The sequence below is a fragment of the Pseudarthrobacter sp. AL07 genome (assembly GCF_029960665.1).
Taxonomy (GTDB): domain Bacteria; phylum Actinomycetota; class Actinomycetes; order Actinomycetales; family Micrococcaceae; genus Arthrobacter.
Genome location: NZ_JASBRB010000001.1, coordinates 363040 through 383311, shown reverse-complemented (window position 1 = coordinate 383311; position 20272 = coordinate 363040). Strand labels below are relative to the sequence as shown.

Sequence of the window (20272 nt, the reverse complement as noted above, 5' to 3'; positions counted from 1 at the left end):
ACCACCGACTACCGCAGGCCGGTCTTCCGGTGCAGCGCCAGGTAGATGAGCTCATCAATCAGGGCCGCATAGTCCAGGCCTGACGCTGCCCACATCTGCGGGTACATGCTCTTGGGCGTAAACCCGGGCATGGTGTTGATCTCGTTGATGATCAGGTCACCGTCGGGCGTATAGAAAAAGTCCACGCGGCTCAGGCCCTCGGCCCCCACCGCGTCAAAGGCAGCTGCCGCGAGTTCCCGGACGCGCACGATGGCTTCCTCGGGAATGTCGGCGGGGCAGCTCAGCGAGGCGGCGTCGTCTTCAACATACTTGGCGTTGAAATCGTAGAATTCGTGCGTTCCGGCGGCGACGGAAATTTCGCCGGGCATGGACGTACGGGGGGAATCGGTCCCGCGTCCTTCCAGGACGGCACACTCAATCTCACGTCCTACGATGCCAGCCTCGATGACCAGCTTGAGGTCGTGACGTCGGGCCTCCTCGACGGCGGCGTCGAGTTCTTCAAGCGAGTCCACTTTGGAGATCCCCATGGACGAACCCGCCCGCGCCGGCTTGACGAACACGGGAAAGCCGAGTTGGTCCACCCGTTTGCGGACGGCCTCGGCGTCTTTTACCCACTGCCGGTCCGTGACGGCAATGTACGGCCCCACGTGCAGCCCGGCGGCCTCGAACACAACCTTCATATAGTGCTTGTCCATGCCTACAGCCGACGCCAGCACGCCGGCGCCGACGTAGCGGGTGTCGGACAGTTCCAAGAGCCCCTGGATGGTGCCGTCCTCGCCAAAGGGACCATGGAGAAGGGGAAACACAACGTCCACCGTGCCGAGTTCCTGCGGGACCTGGTTCGGCGAGGCGACGATCAGCTGGTGCTCGCCGCCGATCTCGGCCAGTGTCACGGTTTGTGCTGACGGAGCTACCTCCGGCAGCGACGACGCGGACAGCGACCACTGGGTGGTATCCCCCGAGGCCAGCACCCACTGCCCCGATTTGGCGATGCCGAGGGGGATGACTTCGTACTTGTCTTTGCTGATGGCGCCCAGCACGCCGGCGGCGGTCACGCAGCTCACGGCATGCTCGCTGGACCGGCCACCGAAAAGGACCGCGACGCGGGGTTTGGCCCGGGGGGCGGAGTCCGCTGCGGTTAGGTTATCGTCGGACATCGTCAGTAATCGCCTTCGGGTTTCAGGTCCCGGGCCAGCAGCAGCGGCCCCAGTTGGTCAACGGACAGTTTGCCGGCCAGGACGGCTACGACGGCGGCAGTGATGGGCATTTCGACGCCCAGTTTCCCCGCAAGTTCATGCACAGCCTGGCCGGATTTGATGCCTTCGGCTGTTTGTGTCATCTGCTGCGCCAACTGCTCCAGCGTCAGTCCCTGGCCGAGCAGCCGGCCGGCCGTATGGTTTCGTGACAGCGGCGAGGAACACGTTGCCACCAGGTCCCCCAGACCGGCCAGCCCTGCCATGGTCTGTGCCTCGCCACCAAGGGCAAGGGCGAGCCTTGACGTTTCGGCCAAGCCCCGGGTGATCACGGAGGCCTTGGTGTTGTCCCCCATCTGTTTACCTTCACAGATGCCCACCGCCAGCGCGATAACGTTCTTGACGATTCCGCCGATTTCCACGCCGACCACGTCCGCCGTGGTGTATGGACGGAAGTATGGCGCTGTGCAGCTCCTCGCGATCCAGCCTGCGGCGGCCGCGTCGATACAGGCCACCACCGAGGCCGTGGGTTCCTCACGGGCGATCTCCATGGCCAGGTTGGGGCCGGAAACCACGGCGATGCGTTCCGCGGGAATCCCCAGTTCATCGCTGATGACCTCGCTCATCCGAGCGTCGGTGCCGAGCTCGAGGCCCTTCATCAGTGACACCACCATGGCGTCAGAAGCAATCAGTGGCTTCCATTCACGTAGCTGGAGGCGCAGTGACTGGGCCGGAACAGCAAGGACCACCAGGTCTGCGCCCGCCAGCACGGCACGGACGTCTGTGGACGCCGCGATGCCGGGCGGCAGTTCGGTGTCCTTCAGGTACTGGACGTTGCGGTGGGAGGTGTTGATCTGCTCCACCACTTCGCTGCGGCGGCCCCAAATCCGGATGCTACGTTCTTCCCCCGCTGCGCCGGCCGCGTCGGCGAGGATCTTGGCGAATGTGGTCCCCCAGGAACCGGCGCCCAGGACGGCGACAGACCGGGCCGAACCCTGACGGCTTCCGTCAGGCATCAGGTGGCATCCGCAGCGTCGTCAGGATTTCCCGGCTCAACGAAGCGGCCGTGCGTGGCCTGTTTGTGCTTGGACGGGTCCCAGCGTTCAGCGGGAGGCTCCTCCCCGCGGATGTCGGCCAGCAGACCGGTCACGGCATCCATGATCTTCTCGGTAGCCGCGGTCAGCGTTGCTTTGTCCAGTGGCAGGCCCATGAACTGGCTGAGGTCAACGGGCTTGCCCACCATCACCCTGGACGTCTTGCGCGGGAAAAGGTGGAACCGCTTCGCATAGCGCGGGAACACCTCATGGGCGCCCCAGTGCGCGATCGGCACCACGGGAATGCCGCCTTCCAAGGCAAGGCGGGCAGCGCCGGTGTGGCCTTTCATCGGCCACAGCCCGGGATCGCGGGTGAGTGTGCCTTCGGGGTAGATGATGATGGCCCCGCCGTCCGCCACAATCTCCTGGGCGAGCTGCAGCGAGCGGTTCGCTCCCGCCGTCGAGCGTTCCACCGGGATTTGCCGGGTGGCACGCAGGACCGCGCCCAGGACGGGAACCTTGAACAGTCCGGCCTTGGCCAGGAAGTGCGGGGCGCGCTTCTGGTTGTAGAGAATATGCCCCACGATCAGCGGATCGATTTCCGTACAGTGGTTGGGCGCGGCAATAAATCCGCCGGCAGGGAGGTTCTCCAGGCCTTCCCACTTCTTGTTCATCATTGCATTCAGCACCGTGCGCACGATGGCTGCGACCACAACGAATGTGGCCTGGCTCTTGGCTGTTTCCTTCACGTACCCACCGCTACTTTGTCGAAGTGATGTCGAAGTCGGCGCCGAGGCCGGACAGCTTTTCGGTGAAACGTTCGTAACCGCGGTTGATGATGTCGATCCCGGTCACGCGCGACGTGCCGGAAGCGGCCAGCGCCGCGATCAGGTGGCTGAAGCCGCCGCGCAGGTCCGGTACGTCGATGTCGGTGCCCTTGAGCTGGGTGGGGCCGGAGATGACGGCGGAGTGGAGGAAGTTGCGCTGGCCGAAGCGGCACGGCACACTTCCCAGGCACTCGCGGTGCACCTGGATGCTGGCGCCCATCCGGATGAGCGCATCGGTGAAGCCAAACCTGTTTTCGTAGACGGTTTCGTGGACGATTGATACGCCTTCGGCCTGGGTCAGCGCCACCACGAGCGGCTGCTGCCAGTCGGTCATAAAGCCGGGGTGCACGTCGGTTTCCAGGACCAGCGGGTTGAGCTTGCCGCCCCGGTGGTAGAAGCGGATGCCGTCCTCGCCGATGTCCATGCCGCCGCCCACCTTCCGGTAGGTGTTCAGGAACGTCATCATGTCCCGCTGCGAGGCGCCTTCAACGAAAATGTCACCGCGGGTCACCAGCGCCGCGGAGGCCCACGACGCCGATTCGTTGCGGTCCGAAAGGGCGCGGTGGTTATAGCCGCCCAGGTCACGGACGCCTTCAATGCGGATGGTCCGGTCGGTCTGGACGCTGATGATGGCGCCCATCTTCTGCAGCACGGCAATGAGGTCGATGATCTCAGGCTCGGTGGCGGCGCCGGAAAGCTCGGTGATCCCTTCGGCGCGGGTGGCGCTGAGCAGCACCTGTTCCGTGGCGCCGACCGACGGATACGGCAGATTGATCTTGGCGCCGTGCAGGCCCTTGGGCGCAGAGATGTGGATGCCGCCCGGGCGCTTTTCCACCACGGCGCCGAACTGGCGGAGCACGTTGAGGTGGTAGTCGATGGGCCGGTCACCGATCTTGCAGCCGCCAAGGTCCGGAATGAAGGCCTCACCGATCGCATGGATCAGGGGTCCGCAGAGCAGGATGGGGATCCGTGAGTCACCGGCGTGGGCATCGATGGCAGTGCTCGGGGCGGTTTTTGCCGCTTTCGGATCCAGGGTGAGATCGCCATTGACGGGATCCTTGACCACCGTCACTCCGTGCAGCTGCAGGAGAGAGGTGACAACCTCGACGTCCTTGATCTCCGGAACGTTCCGCAACACCGACGGCTCGTTGCCCAGCAATGCTGCCACCATTGCCTTGGGAACAAGGTTTTTGGCCCCCCGGACGCTGACGCGGCCTGTTAGCGGGACTCCGCCGCGGATTGTCAGAACACTACTCATATACCGGTTTCCTTACGATTACTCGCCCCAAAATCCTTGCAAAGGCTCCAGCTAAGCATAGGAGGTTGCGTTACCGAACCGAAATACGGCGTGCCCAGCGCCGTCGTGAATTCCCAACTTCGCCACCGCCAGGAGAGATGCAACGCGGGGTCATTTACGGCCCGTCCTGGGACCTGACATGGGCCGCAAGTGACCCCGCGTTGCCCCAGCGGTACTCAGGAAAGGCGGGCTGGAAGGGTCTTGGGCATGAAGGCCAGACGGGTGGCCTCGAAGGCGGTGATGTCCTCTTCGTGCTGGAGCGTCAGGCCAATATCGTCCAGGCCCTCCAGGAGGCGCCAGCGGGTGTAATCGTCGATGTCAAAAGGTGCCACGATACTGCCGCAGCTGACGGTCTTGGACGGCAGGTCGACGGTGACTTCGGTGCCCGGGGCGTTTTCCAGTTCCTTCCAGATCAGCTCTACATCGTCCTGGGCGAGCTCGGCGGCCAGCAGTCCCTGCTTGCCGGAGTTGCCGCGGAAAATATCGGCGAACCGGGAGGAGAGGACCGTCTTGAAGCCGTAGTCCTTCAGAGCCCAGACGGCGTGTTCACGGGATGAACCGGTGCCGAAATCCGGGCCCGCCACCAGGACGGAGCCGGCGTTGAACGGCGCCTGGTTCAGGATGAAGGCCGGGTCCTTGCGCCAGGCCGAGAACAGGGCATCCTCGAAGCCGGTGCGGGTGATCCGTTTGAGGTAGACCGCGGGGATGATCTGGTCCGTATCAACGTTGCTCTGGCGCAGCGGGACGCCGATGCCGGTGTGGGTGGTGAACTTTTCCATGGCGGCCTCCTAGGCTGCGTTGGTGCGGATGGCGGCGGACTCGGGAGCAGGATCGAGGTCCGACGGCGAACTCAGGGTGCCACGGATGGCCGTGGCCGCTGCCACCACCGGAGAAACCAGGTGGGTGCGGCCGCCCTTGCCCTGACGCCCTTCAAAGTTGCGGTTTGAGGTCGAGGCGCAGCGCTCCCCCACCTCCAGCTGGTCCGGATTCATGCCCAGGCACATTGAGCAGCCCGCGAAGCGCCACTCGGCACCGAAGTCCTTAAAGACCTTGTCCAGGCCTTCTGCCTCTGCTTCGAGCCGCACGCGCGCCGAACCGGGTACCACCAGCATCCGGATGTTGGGGTCCTTCTGGCGGCCGCGGATGATGTCCGCGGCCGCGCGGAGGTCCTCCATGCGTGAGTTGGTGCAGGAGCCCAGGAAGACCGTGTCCACCCGGATCTCCTTCATGGGTGTACCGGCGGTCAGTCCCATGTACTGCAGGGCGCGTTCGGCGGCAGCCTTGGCGTTCTCGTCGCCGAAGTCCTCCGGGGACGGCACCTTGGAAGACAGCGAAACGCCTTGGCCCGGGTTAGTGCCCCAGGTGACAAACGGCTCCAGCGTGTCGGCATCCAGGTCCACCTCGACATCGAACGCCGCGTCGTCGTCGGTCCTTAGCGTGTTCCAGTACGCGACGGCGGCATCCCAGTCCGAACCCTGTGGCGCATGCGGGCGGCCAAACATGTAGTCGTAGGTGATTTGGTCCGGGGCCACCAGGCCGGCGCGGGCACCGGCTTCGATGGACATGTTGCAGATGGTCATCCGGGCATCCATGGACAGCGCTCGGATGGCGGAACCGCGGTATTCCAGGACGTAGCCCTGGCCTCCGCCGGTACCGATCTTGGCAATCACGGCCAGGATGATGTCCTTGGCGGTGACGCCCGGGCGCAGGGTGCCTTCAACGTTGATGGCCATGGTCTTGAACGGCTTCAGGGACAGCGTCTGGGTGGCCATGACGTGCTCCACCTCGGACGTGCCGATGCCCATCGCCAAGGCACCGAACGCGCCATGGGTGGACGTGTGGGAGTCACCGCAGACAACGGTCATGCCAGGCTGGGTGAGGCCCAGCTGCGGGCCAACAACGTGCACAATGCCCTGTTCCGCGTCGCCGAGCGAGTGCAAGCGGACACCGAACTCCGCGCAGTTGTTGCGCAGCGTCTGAATCTGCGTGCGGCTGGTGAGATCGGCGATGGGTTTGTGGATGTCCAGCGTGGGAGTGTTGTGGTCCTCCGTGGCAATGGTGAGATCCGGGCGGCGCAGCTTGCGGCCGGCCAGGCGCAGGCCCTCGAAAGCCTGCGGAGAAGTCACCTCATGGACAAGGTGAAGGTCAATGAAGAGGAGGTCGGGCTGGGCATTGGCTCCTTCGCCCTCGCCTTTGCGCACCACATGTGCGTCCCAGACTTTCTCGGCCAGTGTCTTTGCCACGGCCATCTCCCTTCACTGCTGTTTGGCTGTTTGGTTCCACTGAACCAGCAGGGCTGCATTTTGTGCCAGCCCAAAGATTTGCATCTCAGATAATGAGACGTCAATATCATTACATGGACAATTCTAGTGGAGTCGGTGTCATTGATAAAGCGGCCCATGTGCTTGATGCTTTGGAGGCGGGACCCACCACCCTGGCACAGCTGGTGGCCGCCACTGGCCTGGCCCGGCCCACCGTGCACAGGCTTGCCCTGGCCCTGATCCACCACCGGCTGGTGAGCCGCGATATCCAGGGCCGGTTTGTCCTCGGCAGCCGCCTGGTGGAGCTCGCCTCCGCCGCCGGCGAGGACCGCCTCATCGCTTCGGCGGGCCCGGTCCTGATGCAGCTGCGCGACGCCACCGGCGAAAGTTCCCAGATCTTCCGCCGCCAGGGCGAATGGCGTATTTGCGTCGCCTCCGCGGAACGCCCCATCGGCCTGCGCGACACCATCCCCGTCGGCACCAAGCTTTCCATGAAGGCCGGCTCCGCCGCCCAGGTGCTGCTCGCCTGGGAAGACCACGACCGGCTTCTCGAGGGCCTGCAGGCCGCCCGTTTCACGCCCACCGTGCTGGCAGGCGTACGACGGCGGGGCTGGGGACAGAGCCTCGGCGAACGCGAGCCCGGGGTCGCCTCAGTCTCGGCCCCCGTCCGGGGACCGTCCGGACGCGTGATCGCCGCCGTCTCGATCTCCGGCCCCATCGAGCGGCTCACCCGCCAGCCGGGCCGCCTCCACGCCGAGGTGGTCTGCAACGCCGCCCGCCTCCTCACCGAGGCCCTGCGCAAGAGCAACGACTGAGCCGCCTCCGTCCGGGCGTGGCCGCCCACAGCTAGGCTGTCGGCATGAACAGCTATGCAGTCTTCCTCCGCGGGATCAATGTCGGCGGGATCAACATCAAGATGGCGGACCTCAAGGATGCACTTGCATCGCGGGGCTTCGCGGAAGTCAAGACCCTGCTGGCCAGCGGCAACGTGGTGCTCGCAAGCGACGAGGATCCTGCTGCCGTCAAATGGACCTTTGAGAAGTGCCTGCGTGACGCGTTCGGCTACGACGCCTGGGTGGTGGTTTTGACCGCCCAGCGGGTCGCCGAACTCGTGGCGGCCTGCCCGTACCCGGCGGACGACAAGGCAACGCACACCTACATCACGCTGGCCTCAGACATTGCCATGCTCGATGAGCTGGACGCAGCCGGTGCAGCCCTTGACGGGACTGAACAGAAACGCCTCGGCCTGGAGGCGCTGGCCTGGCTGGCCCCGGCCGGCGGGACGCTGGACAGCCCCTTCAGCAAGATCTCGTCCAAGGCAAAATTCAAGGCGACCACCACAACACGGAACCTGCGGACGCTGATCAAGGTCAGCGACGCCGCAACCGCCCTGGCGTAGCTGCCTTAGTTTCCAGCCGCAGCCTTCAGCGCGGCGTTGAAGGACGCGAGCCTGCTGACCTCGACTTCCACAGGCTCCACCACCAAGTCCCGGGCAACCTCGCCCACCGCTGTCCTCAGCCGTTTCCTGGCCCTGGCTGCACGCGCCCTCGCAGCACCTGACCCAATGAACTTTCCGGTCAGCGCGAGGAAGATCCCCAGCGCCACGCCGCCGGCAATCATCAGCGTCGGCACCGGCCAGCCTTCCACCTTCGGAACCTCGGGGACGGGCAGTTGGAGATAGCCGAGCCCTGCCAGCACGCCAAGCCAGCCCAGGCCACCCAGGACAGTCAGCAGCGTCAGCCACTGGACCACGTTGAACACGCCCCACCACCAGGACTTCCGGGACGCCATCAGATCTGTTCCCGCAATGGCCTGGTCCAGGGCATCCGGCAACGCCTCCCGCCCTTCCCGGGCAGCACCCCGGATTGCCGCACGCCACGGTCCGGGTGCTCCCGCACTCGCCGCGTCCGCAAACTCACGGACAGCAGCATCCGTCCGGGCACGTTCCGGGGCTCCCGCGGCCGGGAGCGACGTCCGGTTAAGTTGGGACGGGGAAGCACTTCTCAGATTGAGCCGGCGGAGCGGATCCGGCCGGAACCGCACCAGCCACCGCGTCACCGGCCACCCCGTGCGGCGCGTCGACTCGATGCGGTAGGATCGCGCAACTGCGTCCACCACCACGGGCACGTTGGCGGCCGTCGCCAGCTCATCGGTGAGCCTGGATTTCGACGCCGGCCTGACACCCGCGGCTTCACCAGCGCCGGCGGCTTCCCGGAGCTGCCCGGAGGCCCGCGAAACGTCCGCGGCCAGCCGCTGCGAAAGCGCCTGGCGCTGCACCACAACATGTCGGATGGCGCCCCGGACCTTATCCACGCCGGTGCCCTTCAGGGCGGATGCGCCCAGCACCTGAACCTTGTCCAGCCCGTCGCGGGCAAGGATCCCTTTCAACGACTCCAGCACAAGCTGGACGTCCCGTTCGGGCAAACGGTCCACCTGGTTAAGGACCACCAGGGTTACAGCTCCATGCGCGGCCAGGGGCGTGAGGAAATCGTTGTGGACCGCCGCGTCGGCGTACTTTTGCGGATCCAGGACCCAGACCAGGACATCAACCAGGCCAACCATGCGCTCCACGATCGCGCGGTTCGCGGCCCTGGTGGAATCGAAGTCAGGCAGGTCCAGCAGGATCAGCCCCGTGCCCTCGTCGGCGAAGCCGGCCACGGGCTCGGCATGGTGGCGGTTGCGCACCTCAAGCCAATCCAGCAGCGGCTCGCTGCCGTCCGCGCCCCAGACACCTGCCAACGGTTCCGACGTTGTGGGGCGGCGGGCGGCCGCCGTCGCGATTTCAGCGCCGCTGACCGCGTTGAAGAGTGACGATTTGCCGCTGCCGGTGGCACCGAAGAACCCAACAACGGTGTGATCAGCCGATAGTGACCGCCGGGAGCTCGCGCGTTCGAGGAGCTGGAACACCTCCTCGAGTGCCGCATCCGGCAGGACGCCTTCGGCGAGTTCGCGGGCATCGTTGAGGGCTTCGAGCCTGCGGTCCAGCTGGGACGCTTCGCGGGAGACGCGGTGGCGGCTCATGCCTTGTCCGCCAACCAGGCCAGGGCAGCGGCGTGGTCGGTCAGGATCCGGCCGGTGTCCGCGCCGCCCTCCGGCAGGCGTTGGAGGAACTTCTGCTGCTCTGCCTGCAGCAGCCGCTGGCAACGGGCATGGAGGTCATCCCGCGCCGTCTGCGCAAGCCGGCGCACCGCGTCTTCGCCGAACACTGCCTCCAGAAGTCGCTGGCCCACCACCGCGGTACCGCCCGCCACGCCGATCTCCAGCCCGGTGAGGCCGGCGGTCATGGAAAACACCACGATCATCAGTGCGGCACCCAGCCCGTTGATCCCGAAGGAAAGCCAGCGGGCCTGCGTCCGCTTGCCCTGCCCTTCCGTGCGGATCAGTTCCATCAGGCCGGCCTGCCAGGCCCTGATCTCCGCTGCGGCCACCTCGGCGAAACCTGGGCTGGTGCCGGACAGATCGGCCGTCCCCAGAAGCTCGCGGCCGGCCGGGTCCGAGCGCCACCGCCGGTCAGTTTCCTCGCCGGCGTTGGCGGCCTCGTCCAGGATGACGGCCTGCAACCCCGTTTCGATGGCGGCCTCAACCCGGACGGCCGGCGTCGGCTCCCCCCGGAAGAAGGCTCCCACCCGGTCCCGCAGCCGTCCGATGTTCTGTTCCAGCGCCCTGAAGAATTCCCCGGTTCCGACGAAGTCCTGCCAGCGCGCCAGGACTTCGCCGCGGAGGAGGGCGCCGTCCTTTGTTGCGTCCAGGATCCGGGTTCCGGCATCGCGATAGGCGGCCTCAGCGCCTGCACGGAGTGAGGCCGCGGCCCGCTCCTGCCCCTGGACCGCGTGCGCCACCGTGCCGACCCGCCCGGCCAGCGCCTTCACCGTGCCGTTGAGTGTACGGCGGGCAATGTCGGACCGCCCGGCGGCGTCGGCTGCAAGATCCTGCAGCCAGCGCTGCAGCGGCTCCACCGCGTTCGTTGGCAGCATGCCGAGATGGTCCAGGTCCGTCTCCGGCACAATGAACAGTCCGGCATCGCCGAGCCCTTCTTTCTGCAGCAACGCACGGAGATCGGCGCTGACTTCGGCTTCCGCCTCGGCCGGCACACGGTCCAGGACCACGGCCACCATGATGTCCCGCGAGGACGCGTCCAAAAGCAGCTTCCACGGGACCGCGTCCGCATAGCGGTTGGCAGTGGTCACAAAAACCCACAGGTCCGCGGCGGCCAGCAATTGACCGGCCAGCCTGCGGTTGTCGTCGGAAATGGAGTCGACATCGGGAGCGTCAAGCAGCGCGATCCCCTGCGGCACAGCCTGATCCGCCACCAGCACCAGGGAGGAAATGGCCTCCGCATCGGGTGTTGCGCCGGCCCGGCTGGCCGGGACGGGTTCCGTCGAGACGGTGCCCCGGATCCGGTTGAGCGTGGGCAGCACACGGTGGCCTTCGAACCAGCCGGCATCAGCCGGGTGGTGCAGCAGGATGGGCTGCCGGGTGGTGGGTCTGATGGCCCCGGAGCGTGTGACCGGGTGCCCCACGAGGGCGTTGACCAGCGTTGACTTGCCGGCGCCCGTGGAACCCCCGACGACGGCAAGCAGCGGTGCGTCCAGGCTGCGGTACCGCGGCAGGATGTAGTCGTCCAGCTGGGCGACGGCGTTCCGCGTGTCCTGGCGCGCCTGTTCGACGTCCGCAAGGGCGAGCGGCAACGACACTGCGGACAGATCCCCACGCACGGCCTCAAGCAAGGCCACGGCTGGCTCCGACGCCGCGTCGGGCCGGCCCGGCTGCGTTCTCGGTGCGCGCTTAGGCGGCGAAGGCTGCGTGGGACGAAGCCCGTCTGAGGAGGTCACAGGATCATCATGCCAGTTGCGCCGCTTTTCCACCGGGCCCCGGTTTTGTCCTGTTCCCGCCGGAGCGGAGTCCACAACGAAAAACGGCCCCGGGCTGAGGCCCGGGACCGTTTCATGGTGACCCCAGCGGGATTCGAACCCGCGTTACCGCCGTGAGAGGGCAGCGTACTAGGCCGCTATACGATGGGGCCGCGTACTTCCAGGAAGTTTTCACTTCCAACCGGCGCCAGGCCGGTTTGCTAAGTGAGTATTTCATACACTCAGCGCGCGTTTCAAATCGGCGAACCGATCTGAAACCACTGATTTGCCGCGGTTAGCCTGCGACCAAACAGAGCTGGGATACCAGGACTCGAACCTAGAATGACGGTACCAGAAACCGTAGTGTTGCCAATTACACCATATCCCAATGATACTTTCGGGCCGGAGTTTCGGGCTTCAAGCCGCGCTCCGTGCGCCTCAGCACGAGAAATTACTTTACCCGAGACTTTGGGCTGGCACAAATCGGCGCTGACGGCTTGGGTGCCGAAGCCCTGCAACGAACGCGCGCCCGGCGGTCATAAAGTCAGTTGCGACAGCGAGCCGACCTCGTGGCCGGTGAAATCCGGCGCCGGCTCCCCCACCCTGTTGAGCCAGACGCCGATCAGGCCCGCCGCCGTCGAACCTTCAGCATCCAGCATCCTGTTGTCCCCCACATAGAGGGTTTCCTCCGGTGCGGTCCCCAGCAGCCGGACTCCTTCGAGGTAGATGGCCGGCTCGGGCTTGGCAACGCCTACCGTGTCCGTGCCAACCAGGCGCGTGACGCGTTCCAGGCCGGCACTGTCGAGCTTTGCCCGCTGGTAGTCGTGCACGTTGTTGCTGACGGCACCGTAGGGGATGCCGGCCGCGTCCAGCACGTCCAGGAGCGGCAGCACGTCCGCGAAGGCCCGCACATAGCTGGGCTGCAGCCGGCTGTAGGCCGAGAGCCACCCGTGCGATTCTTCGCCCTCGGCAAGTTCCACCCCGAAGTGCCCCAGAGCGGCGCGCCCCCGCAGGAGGCGCTGGTCATTGAAGGTCAGCTCCCCCGCCAGGTACCTGTCGTAATAGTGGGTGGTCTCGTGCGTGAAGATCCTGCCGAAACGCTCCCACGAGGTCTGGTCCAGACCGGGCAGGAGGTGCTCGCTGACCTCGCGCAGGGCTGTGGTCATGGCGTATTCGAGGTCCACCAGGGTGTCGTCGATGTCGAACAGGACGCCCCGGATGGTCCCGAAGCGCGTCTGCAGAACTCCGTCAGCGGTGGTGCCGGTGGCGGACATCAGCCGCGGAAGGCGCGGAGCCGGCTCAGGGACGAGTCCTTGCCCAGGATCACCATGGATTCGAAGAGCGGCGGGGAGATCCGGCGCCCGGAGACGGCTGTGCGCACAGGACCGAAGGCCAGCCGCGGCTTCAGCCCGAGGTCCTCCACGAGCGCCTGCTTCAGGGCCGCCTGGATCTCCTCCGGGTTCCAGTCCTGAACAGGCTCAAGGGCCGCCAGTGCGGAATCAAGTACTTCGGTCAGGTTGGCCGGCAGGCCCTTGCGGGCGTCCTCTGCGACGTCGATCGCGTCATCGGCCTTGAACAAAAAGGCGAGCATCTCCGGGGCCTCCCCCAGCAGGGTGATCCGCTCCTGGACGAGGGGTGCGGCCTCGGTGAGGATCTCTTCCTCCCGGTCGGTGAGGATCTCCCCTACCAGGCCCGCGGCCATGAGGTACGGCACCAGGCGCGCACGGAAATCGGCGGCCTCAAGCAGCCGGACGTGCGTGCCGTTGATGGCCTCTGCCTTCTTCAGGTCAAAACGTGCCGGGTTCGCCAGCACATCGTGGATATCGAAATGCTCCACGAGCTGCTTGACGGTGAAGATGTCCTCGTCGGCGCTCAGCGACCAGCCCAGCAGGGACAGGTAGTTCAGCAGGCCCTCGGGGATAAAGCCGCGTTCGCGGTGCAGGAACAGGCTGGACTCGGGATCGCGCTTGGAGAGCTTCTTGTTGCCCTGGCCCATGACGTAGGGAAGGTGGCCGAACTCCGGCATGTACTCGGCCACGCCGATGGCGTAGAGGGCACGGTACAGGGCGATCTGGCGGGGCGTGGAGCTGAGCAGGTCTTCGCCGCGCAGCACGTGGGTGATTCCCATCAGGGCATCGTCCACCGGGTTCACCAGCGTGTACAACGGCGCGCCGTTGGCACGGACCACCGCGAAGTCCGGCACGGAGCCTGCCTTGAACGTGATCTCGCCGCGGACGAGGTCCTTGAAGGTGAGGTCCTCGTCCGGCATCCGCAGGCGCAGCACGGCCTGGCGGCCTTCGGCCTTGTACTGGGCCAGCTGTTCCTCGGTGATGTGCCGGTCAAACCCGTCATACCCCAGCTTGGGGTCACGGGACGCCGCACGGTGGCGGGCTTCGATTTCAGCCGGCGTGGAGTAGGACTCGTAAATGTGGCCGCCGGCCTTCAGACGAGCGATGACATCCTGGTAGATGTCGCTGCGCTGGGACTGGCGGTACGGCTCGTGCGGGCCGCCCACCTCGACACCTTCGTCCCACGTGATGCCCAACCACTTCAGCGCGTCCAGCAGCTGATGGTAGCTTTCCTCGCTGTCCCGCGCGGAGTCCGTGTCCTCGATGCGGAAAACCAGCGTGCCCTTGGTGTGCCGGGCATAGGCCCAGTTGAACAGCGCCGTGCGGATCAGGCCCACGTGCGGGGTGCCCGTGGGTGACGGGCAGAACCGCACCCGGACCGGGGTTTCGGCAGTGACGGACGGGATGGCGGCAGGGTTCAGCGCGGAGGCAGTAGTCATAGTGGTTCCAACTTTACCCGTCAGCGGCGGACCACCGGGTTGGACAGGCGGCCGATGCCCTCGATCTCCACGTCATAGCGGTCCCCCGCGGTTACAACGTCAACGCCGGCCGGGGTGCCTGTCATGATGACGTCGCCGGGGAGCAGGGTGAAGGCCCGGGACACGATGGAGACGATTTCGCGGACGCCGCGGATCATCTGGCTGGTGCTGCCGTCCTGGCGCAGTTCGCCGTTGAGCCAGCCCTTGATGGCCAGGTCTTCGGTGTCCAGCTCGGTCTCGATCCAGGGTCCGAGGGGTGCCGAGGTGTCGAAGCCCTTGGCCCTGGCCCACTGAAGGTCCGTTTTCTGGACATCGCGGGCGGTGAGGTCGTTGCCGCAGGTGTAGCCGAAGATGACGTCGTCGACCCGGTCTTCGGGGACGTCCTTGCAGATCCGGCCGATGACCACACACAGCTCGGCCTCAAACGAAACCTCGTCGGAGAATTCCGGCAGCACAATGGGATCGCCGGGGCCGATGACGGAGGTGTTCGGCTTCAGGAACAGCAGCGGATGCTGCGGGACTTCGTTGCCCAGTTCGGCGGCGTGCTCGGCGAAGTTGCGGCCCACGCCGATCACCTTGCTGCGGGGAATGATCGGCGCCAGGAGCCGGACGTCTTCGAGCTTGTGCTTGACGTGGGTGCGCTCCACCCCGTTGAAGAAGGGGTCGCCGTTGATGACAGTGATTTCCTCACTGCCGGGCTCACCTTCAACAACGCCGTAGAGGGGATCAGAATCGACTACAAACCTGGCAATACGCATGGTCTCCAGCCTACCGTCCTGAGCGGCGGCACCTGGCTTTGCGTCAGGTCCTGTGGTCAGGTGCCGGGCAGCCGGCGGAGGTAATCGAGTTGCGCGGCAACCGACATTTCGGCCGCCCGCCGGACGGAAGGGTCGACGTCGGCGTACACGGCGTCTGCCACGTCCGCCACCGTGGCGTCCCCGCCCAGCCGGGCCAGCGCTGCGCGGATCTGCGCCAGCCGCTCCTGCCGGTGCTCGCGGTAGGCGCGGGTGATGGCCTCCAGGGAGGGCAGCACCGGGCCGTGGGCCGGCAGGAGGGCGGCCTGACCAAGGGCTTCGAGCCGGTCCAGGGACCTGAGGTAGTCCCCCAGCCTGCCGTCCGGGTAGTCCAGCATGGTGGTGCCCCTGCCCAGGATAGTGTCGCCGGTCAGTACTGAACCGTGGGGGCCGTCGTGGGGAAGATGGAAGCAGACTGAATCGGAGGTATGGCCCGGCGTGGCCAGGACCTGGACCGTCACTCCAGCCGCCTGGATGGTTTCACCGTCCTGAAGGGGTTCGCCGCCGCCGTGGCAGTACCGGGGATCGGCGGCGCGGACCGGGGCTCCGGTGAGCTCATGGAGCCGCAGGGAGCCCGCGGTGTGGTCGGCATGCCGGTGCGTGACCAGAATGAGTTCCACGGGGCCTGCGTCCGCGAGGCGACGCAGGTGACCTTCGTCCGCAGGGCCCGGATCCACCACCACAGATGCGCCGGACCCGGGGGCAGAGATGACGTACGAATTGGTGCCGTCCAGGCTCATAGGCCCGGGGTTGGGCGCCAGGATGAAAGCCGTAAGCGGGCTGCAGGTGTGGAGGGAGCCGCTCGAAGTGGAGTTCACTGCACCATCTTCGCATCCGGCCGGCGAGGAATAACCGCACCCCCAGGGCTGGTGAGCCCAACGACTGGGACGGACCTGCCCGCAGTTAAAGGACAACGCGGGGTCACTTAGCGCCCGTCCCGATGCGGTTAATGGGCGCTAAGTGACCCCGCGTTGTAGTGGTCAGCGTTGTAGTGGCCAGGGTTGTGGAGGTCAGGCCAGGCGTGTCAGCCAGCCGTGGGTATCCGGCGCGGTTCCGGTCTGGATGCCCAGGAGCTGTTCGCGGATGGCCATGGTGGTTTCCCCCGCCGCCGCGTCCGCGGAGCCGATGAATTCGGTGGTGTCCTTCAGGACCCCGATCGGCGTGATCACCGCTGCGGTACCGCAGGCAAAGACCTCGGTGATCTCGCCGGAGGCCACGCCGTCGCGCCATTCATCAAGGGTGATCTTGCGCTCCGTCACTTCACGGCCCATGTCCTTGGCCACCTGCATGACGGACATGCGGGTCACGCCTTCCAGGATGGTGCCGCTCAACGCCGGAGTGACCAGTGAGCCGTCCTTCATCACGAAGAATACGTTCATGCCGCCGAGCTCTTCCACGGCGTCATCGTTGAAGTGGTCCAGGAACAGCACCTGCTTGCAGCCGTTGGCTTCGGCTTCCTGCTGCGCGATCAGGGAGGCGGCGTAGTTGCCGCCGCACTTGGCCGCACCGGTGCCGCCGCGGCCTGCGCGGGCGTACTCGCGTGAGATCCAGATGGACACGGGCTTGAGCTCGCCGCCGAAGTAGTTGCCGGCGGGCGATGCGATCACCCGGAAGGACACCTCACGCGCTGCCCGGACACCAAGGAACGCCTCCGTGGCGATCATGAACGGGCGCAGGTACAGGGCCTCACCCTCACCGGCGGGAACCCATTCCTTGTCCGCCTGCACAAGTTCCCGGATGGCGCCCAGGAAGTATTCCTCCGGCAGTTCCGGCAGCGCCAGGCGTCGGGCCGACTTGTTCAGGCGGGCCGCATTCGCCTCCGGGCGGAAGGTCCAGATTGAGCCGTCAGCGTGGCGGTATGCCTTGAGGCCTTCGAAGATCTCCTGGCCGTAGTGCAGCACCGCGGCGGACGGGTCCAGGGAGATGGGTCCGTACGCCTCAACGCGTGCTGTGTGCCAGCCACCTTCGCCTTGCTCGTTGACGCTGTAGTCGACGACGGCGGTGTGGTCGGTGAAGTAGTTGCCAAATCCCGGGTTCGCCAGGATGGCTGCACGCTCTTCAGCTGACTTCGGGGTTGCCGAGAGCTGCTGGTTAAATTCGACGCCATGGGCGGTCTGAGTCATGGTTCCTCCACGATCGGCTGCCTTCTGAATGTGGTTCAGCACTGAACCGCAGGGCAGCATTTGGTGATTCGAAACTAGCTTACGCCGGTTAACCGAGTCTCATGAGCACGGTCTAGAGCGCTGCAGCGATGGCATCCCCCACGGCGCTGGTACTGCGGGCGCCGCCGTCGCGGGTTTCGACGTCGGCGATCACCGCAGCTTCAATCCTGCGGGCCGCGGCGGTGTAGCCGAGGTGGTCCAGCAGGAGCACTGCGGACAGGATGGCCGCGGTGGGATCGGCCTTCTGCTGGCCGGCGATATCCGGGGCCGAGCCGTGGACCGGTTCAAACATGGACGGAGCAGTACGGTCCATGTTGATGTTGCCGGACGCCGCCAGGCCGATGCCGCCGGTGATGGCTGCAGCAAGGTCAGTCAGGATGTCGCCGAACAGGTTGTCGGTGACAATGACATCGAAGCGGGACGGGTTGGTGACCATAAAGATGGTGGCCGCATCGACGTGCAGGTAATCGTGGGTGACCTCGGGGAATTCCTGGGCCACCGCCTCGACGGTGCGTTTCCACAGGTGGCCTGCGTACACCAGGACGTTGTGCTTGTGCACCAGGGTCACATGCCTGCGTTCGCGGGCACTGGCGCGGCGGAAGGCGTCACGGACAACACGCTCAACGCCATAGGCCGTGTTCAGTGAAACCTCGGTGGCCACCTCGTGGGGCGTGCCGGTGCGAAGGGAGCCACCGTTCCCCACGTAGGGCCCCTCGGTTCCCTCGCGGACGACGATAAAATCGATGATGCCGGGATTCGCCAGCGGGCTGCCTACCGTTCCGTATAGCCGCGACGGCCGCAGGTTGACGTAGTGGTCCAGGCTGAAGCGGAGCTTGAGCAGCATCTCCCGCTCGATGATGCCGGACGGAATCCGGGTGTCGCCGGGTGCGGCTCCGACCGCACCGAAGAGGATCGCGTCCCGCGTGCGCAGATCGGCAAGGACTTCATCAGGAAGGGTCTCGCCCGTGGCCAGCCAGTGCTCGGCGCCGAGCTTGTAATGGGTCTGCTTGAGGACAACGCCTTCAGCGGCGACAGCCTTTTCGAGGACTTTCAGTGCCTCGGCAATGACCTCTGGGCCAATGCCGTCACCGGGAATGACAGCGAGATTGATCGTGGATGCGCTCATGCTCCAAGAATATTAAGGTCATCCGCATGTCGGACAATCAGTCTCATTTATTGAGACGAAGGGCTGGGTCCTCCGGTGAGGCCACCACCACCACGTTGGTGCCCCAGAAATCACCCGTATAACAGGAAATCAGGACCAGCCTGTTGGGTGCCACTTGCCATATGGGGCTGTCCTTGAGGCCGGACTTGACGTAGGTAGTCACCGAATCCACCACGTAGGCCACTTCGCCCGTGGCTGTGTCCACTGTCAGCCTGTCACCTGCCGCCGCCTTGGTACTCAGCCGGTTGAACGGCGCGCCCCTGTCCACCCAGCTATGGCCGGCGATGTAGGTGGTATTGACCGAGCCCACTCCGGGCACACCGTAAGGCGACAGCCAGTAGCCGTCCATGGTGGGCGGCGGCACGATAGTTTGAGTGGCCTGGTCCTCGCCGGTTGGTTTGAGCGGATGGACCACCACATCGATGTCTGCGGCCGGGTACACCAGGCGCTGCGGTGGCGACGCTGCCGGACCGGCCGGAACCGGACCGGCCGGGACCGGAGCACCGGTGTCCGTGGAGGGCGCTGGGGTGGACGGCGTTGGAGCCTGGGCGGTCGGCTGCACAGCAACCCCGGTCACCTTCGGCGACTGTCCCGGCCCGGCCAGGAATGGCAAAAAAGCGAACGCCAGGTAGGCCAGCACGCCACAGAGCGCCACAAAGACAATGCTCTTGGCGGTGAAGAGCCTTCCACCGCTGTACATGGTTACCCCCGCTTGTCAGTCGGATTTTCCCGGTTTGCCGGCAGGCGCCGGGCCCTTGCGGCCACGGCGCCCGCCGTTGATTCAAACAGCGCCACTGCGGGCGCCAGGACCCGGCGTCACTCCTTCCAGGGCCGGGATACGGTACCGCTGGCTGCCAGCGTCTTCCGGGCAGCCACTGCCACTGCAGCGAGCAGCATCATCACGATGCCGGCGGCCCAAGGGGCAACGGCAACGTCAGTGGAACCTGCCACTGCAGTCTGGACATTGAAGCCAGGGTTGTTGGCAGCTACGGCCCCACGACCGGCCGTCGTTCCGACAACTGCCCCACTGGGATTACCCGGTACAACTGTCGTTACGCCCGGCGGCACCACAGGCGGGACCACCGGAGGAACCACCGGAGGAACCACCGGAGGGACGACAGGCGGCACTACTGGCGGCACTGTTGTGGGCACGCAACCGTTGTTATACGTTGCCTGCCCTTCACCCATCCAGTTCAGGCCTGCAGGCAGCACCTTGCCGTTGTTCGGCGGGATGATGTCTTCCGAGTCCTGGTGGTTGGCGTTGGCGTGGCCGTTGAGCCCCTGCAGGGCGATCGTTACCGGCACGTACGGGTTCTTGTCCGAGCCGGTGGCGTGGCAGATGGTGATCTTGTGATCGCCCTGACCATTGCCGTTCGGCTCGGATGGTGCGGCGCAGCCGGCATTCCAGATGCCGATCTTGTCAAGGTTCTGGCCGCCGGGAAGAACTTTCCCATCGTTGGCCGGAATGATGTCCTCATCGTACTGGTGGCCCACGTGGCCGTTGAGCCCGTTGAGGTTGATGGTCACCGGCACGTAGGGATTGCTTTCCGAGCCGGTGGCGTGGCAAATGGTGATTTTTTTCTCATCCTCAGAAGGCGACGCGGTAGCCGGCGCTGTGGCACCTAATAGCGCAAGACCCGCGACACCAAAAGCGGCAAGGATCCGTTTCATTTCCGTCTCCGTCCATTGTCTGGTCCAAACTGATCAGACATGTGGAAGAACGGCGCCATCCCCGAAACGGAGGGCTAAAGGCAAACGGACAGCATCGGGGCGACGGTTCTCCCAGATGCGAATCATCAGTTTGCTAACCAGATAAGGCTAGGCAGACGGACACCAAGATGTCGCCAGTACTCAGTACCCGC

General features: G+C 65.7%; 18 protein-coding genes and 2 tRNA genes. 2 read left to right on the top strand and 18 right to left on the bottom strand.

Translation table 11 applies throughout. From position 1 onward, the window contains the following. Positions 1–8: 8 nt before the first annotated feature. The 6 genes from QK290_RS01760 to leuC form a co-directional block, all read right to left on the bottom strand. A complete protein-coding gene (locus tag QK290_RS01760) occupies positions 9–1157 on the bottom strand; it encodes a D-alanine--D-alanine ligase family protein (RefSeq protein ID WP_282329027.1) in 1149 nt (382 codons plus the stop codon). Positions 1158–1159: 2 nt separating this feature from the next. Then, positions 1160–2209 carry an NAD(P)H-dependent glycerol-3-phosphate dehydrogenase gene (locus QK290_RS01755; protein WP_282329026.1) on the bottom strand — a complete coding sequence of 350 codons (1050 nt, stop codon included), beginning with the start codon at positions 2207–2209 and terminating at the stop codon, positions 1160–1162. Then, on the bottom strand, positions 2209–2976 hold the full coding sequence (locus QK290_RS01750) for a lysophospholipid acyltransferase family protein (RefSeq protein ID WP_282329025.1): 768 nt from the start codon (positions 2974–2976) through the stop codon (positions 2209–2211). The genes QK290_RS01755 and QK290_RS01750 overlap by 1 nt, the downstream gene beginning before the upstream one ends. A 10-nt stretch (positions 2977–2986) precedes the next feature. Then, positions 2987–4312 carry a UDP-N-acetylglucosamine 1-carboxyvinyltransferase gene (gene murA / locus QK290_RS01745; protein ID WP_282329024.1) on the bottom strand — a complete coding sequence of 442 codons (1326 nt, stop codon included), beginning with the start codon at positions 4310–4312 and terminating at the stop codon, positions 2987–2989. Between the two features lie 215 nt (positions 4313–4527). Next, the gene (leuD, locus tag QK290_RS01740) at positions 4528–5130 is read right to left on the bottom strand and encodes a 3-isopropylmalate dehydratase small subunit (protein WP_282329023.1); all 603 of its coding nucleotides are present in this window, start codon (positions 5128–5130) and stop codon (positions 4528–4530) included. A gap of 9 nt (positions 5131–5139) precedes the next feature. Further along, complete coding sequence (leuC, locus tag QK290_RS01735; RefSeq protein WP_282329022.1) at positions 5140–6594, bottom strand: 3-isopropylmalate dehydratase large subunit; 1455 nt, start codon at positions 6592–6594, stop codon at positions 5140–5142. A gap of 113 nt (positions 6595–6707) precedes the next feature. On the opposite strand from leuC, the gene QK290_RS01730 reads away from it, so the two are divergent. Next, the gene (locus tag QK290_RS01730; protein ID WP_104061235.1) at positions 6708–7427 is read left to right on the top strand and encodes an IclR family transcriptional regulator; all 720 of its coding nucleotides are present in this window, start codon (positions 6708–6710) and stop codon (positions 7425–7427) included. A 44-nt stretch (positions 7428–7471) separates the two neighbouring features. Then, the gene (locus QK290_RS01725) at positions 7472–8011 is read left to right on the top strand and encodes a DUF1697 domain-containing protein (protein WP_282329021.1); all 540 of its coding nucleotides are present in this window, start codon (positions 7472–7474) and stop codon (positions 8009–8011) included. 5 nt (positions 8012–8016) lie between these two features. On the opposite strand, the gene QK290_RS01720 is transcribed toward QK290_RS01725, so the two are convergent. From QK290_RS01720 to QK290_RS01665, 12 genes are all read right to left on the bottom strand, one after another. Next, complete coding sequence (locus QK290_RS01720; protein WP_282329020.1) at positions 8017–9633, bottom strand: GTPase; 1617 nt, start codon at positions 9631–9633, stop codon at positions 8017–8019. Then, positions 9630–11345, bottom strand: a complete 1716-nt coding sequence (locus tag QK290_RS01715; protein WP_282329019.1) for a dynamin family protein — start codon at positions 11343–11345, stop codon at positions 9630–9632. The genes QK290_RS01720 and QK290_RS01715 overlap by 4 nt, the downstream gene beginning before the upstream one ends. 214 nt (positions 11346–11559) lie before the next feature. Continuing rightward, a tRNA-Glu gene (locus QK290_RS01710) sits at positions 11560–11635 on the bottom strand. A gap of 143 nt (positions 11636–11778) precedes the next feature. After that, positions 11779–11850, bottom strand: a tRNA-Gln gene (locus QK290_RS01705). A 148-nt stretch (positions 11851–11998) separates the two neighbouring features. Further along, the gene (locus tag QK290_RS01700; protein ID WP_282329018.1) at positions 11999–12736 is read right to left on the bottom strand and encodes an HAD family hydrolase; all 738 of its coding nucleotides are present in this window, start codon (positions 12734–12736) and stop codon (positions 11999–12001) included. Next, on the bottom strand, positions 12736–14250 hold the full coding sequence (gene gltX / locus QK290_RS01695) for a glutamate--tRNA ligase (protein ID WP_282329017.1): 1515 nt from the start codon (positions 14248–14250) through the stop codon (positions 12736–12738). Before gltX ends, QK290_RS01700 begins: the two co-directional genes overlap by 1 nt. Before the next feature lie 20 nt (positions 14251–14270). Beyond that, a complete protein-coding gene (locus QK290_RS01690; RefSeq protein ID WP_282329016.1) occupies positions 14271–15047 on the bottom strand; it encodes a fumarylacetoacetate hydrolase family protein in 777 nt (258 codons plus the stop codon). Positions 15048–15103: 56 nt separating this feature from the next. Continuing rightward, complete coding sequence (locus tag QK290_RS01685; protein WP_282329015.1) at positions 15104–15901, bottom strand: MBL fold metallo-hydrolase; 798 nt, start codon at positions 15899–15901, stop codon at positions 15104–15106. A 192-nt stretch (positions 15902–16093) separates the two neighbouring features. After that, on the bottom strand, positions 16094–17206 hold the full coding sequence (locus QK290_RS01680) for a branched-chain amino acid aminotransferase (protein WP_282329014.1): 1113 nt from the start codon (positions 17204–17206) through the stop codon (positions 16094–16096). A gap of 112 nt (positions 17207–17318) precedes the next feature. Then, entirely contained in the window at positions 17319–18371 is a 1053-nt protein-coding gene (locus QK290_RS01675; protein ID WP_282329013.1) for a 3-isopropylmalate dehydrogenase, read from the bottom strand. A 43-nt stretch (positions 18372–18414) separates the two neighbouring features. Continuing rightward, complete coding sequence (locus QK290_RS01670) at positions 18415–19110, bottom strand: class F sortase (RefSeq protein ID WP_282329012.1); 696 nt, start codon at positions 19108–19110, stop codon at positions 18415–18417. A gap of 116 nt (positions 19111–19226) precedes the next feature. Beyond that, positions 19227–20081 carry a hypothetical protein gene (locus QK290_RS01665; protein ID WP_282329011.1) on the bottom strand — a complete coding sequence of 285 codons (855 nt, stop codon included), beginning with the start codon at positions 20079–20081 and terminating at the stop codon, positions 19227–19229. Positions 20082–20272: the final 191 nt, after the last annotated feature.

Coding starts and splice junctions, on each gene's coding strand:
- QK290_RS01760 (WP_282329027.1), bottom strand. CDS start 1,157: ATGTCCGACGATAACCTAACCGCAGCGGACTCCGCCCCCCGGGCCAAA.
- QK290_RS01755 (WP_282329026.1), bottom strand. CDS start 2,209: ATGCCTGACGGAAGCCGTCAGGGTTCGGCCCGGTCTGTCGCCGTCCTG.
- murA (WP_282329024.1), bottom strand. CDS start 4,312: ATGAGTAGTGTTCTGACAATCCGCGGCGGAGTCCCGCTAACAGGCCGC.
- leuD (WP_282329023.1), bottom strand. CDS start 5,130: ATGGAAAAGTTCACCACCCACACCGGCATCGGCGTCCCGCTGCGCCAG.
- QK290_RS01730 (WP_104061235.1), top strand. CDS start 6,708: ATGGACAATTCTAGTGGAGTCGGTGTCATTGATAAAGCGGCCCATGTG.
- QK290_RS01725 (WP_282329021.1), top strand. CDS start 7,472: ATGAACAGCTATGCAGTCTTCCTCCGCGGGATCAATGTCGGCGGGATC.
- QK290_RS01720 (WP_282329020.1), bottom strand. CDS start 9,633: ATGAGCCGCCACCGCGTCTCCCGCGAAGCGTCCCAGCTGGACCGCAGG.
- QK290_RS01700 (WP_282329018.1), bottom strand. CDS start 12,736: ATGTCCGCCACCGGCACCACCGCTGACGGAGTTCTGCAGACGCGCTTC.
- gltX (WP_282329017.1), bottom strand. CDS start 14,250: ATGACTACTGCCTCCGCGCTGAACCCTGCCGCCATCCCGTCCGTCACT.
- QK290_RS01690 (WP_282329016.1), bottom strand. CDS start 15,047: ATGCGTATTGCCAGGTTTGTAGTCGATTCTGATCCCCTCTACGGCGTT.
- QK290_RS01680 (WP_282329014.1), bottom strand. CDS start 17,206: ATGACTCAGACCGCCCATGGCGTCGAATTTAACCAGCAGCTCTCGGCA.
- QK290_RS01675 (WP_282329013.1), bottom strand. CDS start 18,371: ATGAGCGCATCCACGATCAATCTCGCTGTCATTCCCGGTGACGGCATT.
- QK290_RS01670 (WP_282329012.1), bottom strand. CDS start 19,110: ATGTACAGCGGTGGAAGGCTCTTCACCGCCAAGAGCATTGTCTTTGTG.
- QK290_RS01665 (WP_282329011.1), bottom strand. CDS start 20,081: ATGAAACGGATCCTTGCCGCTTTTGGTGTCGCGGGTCTTGCGCTATTA.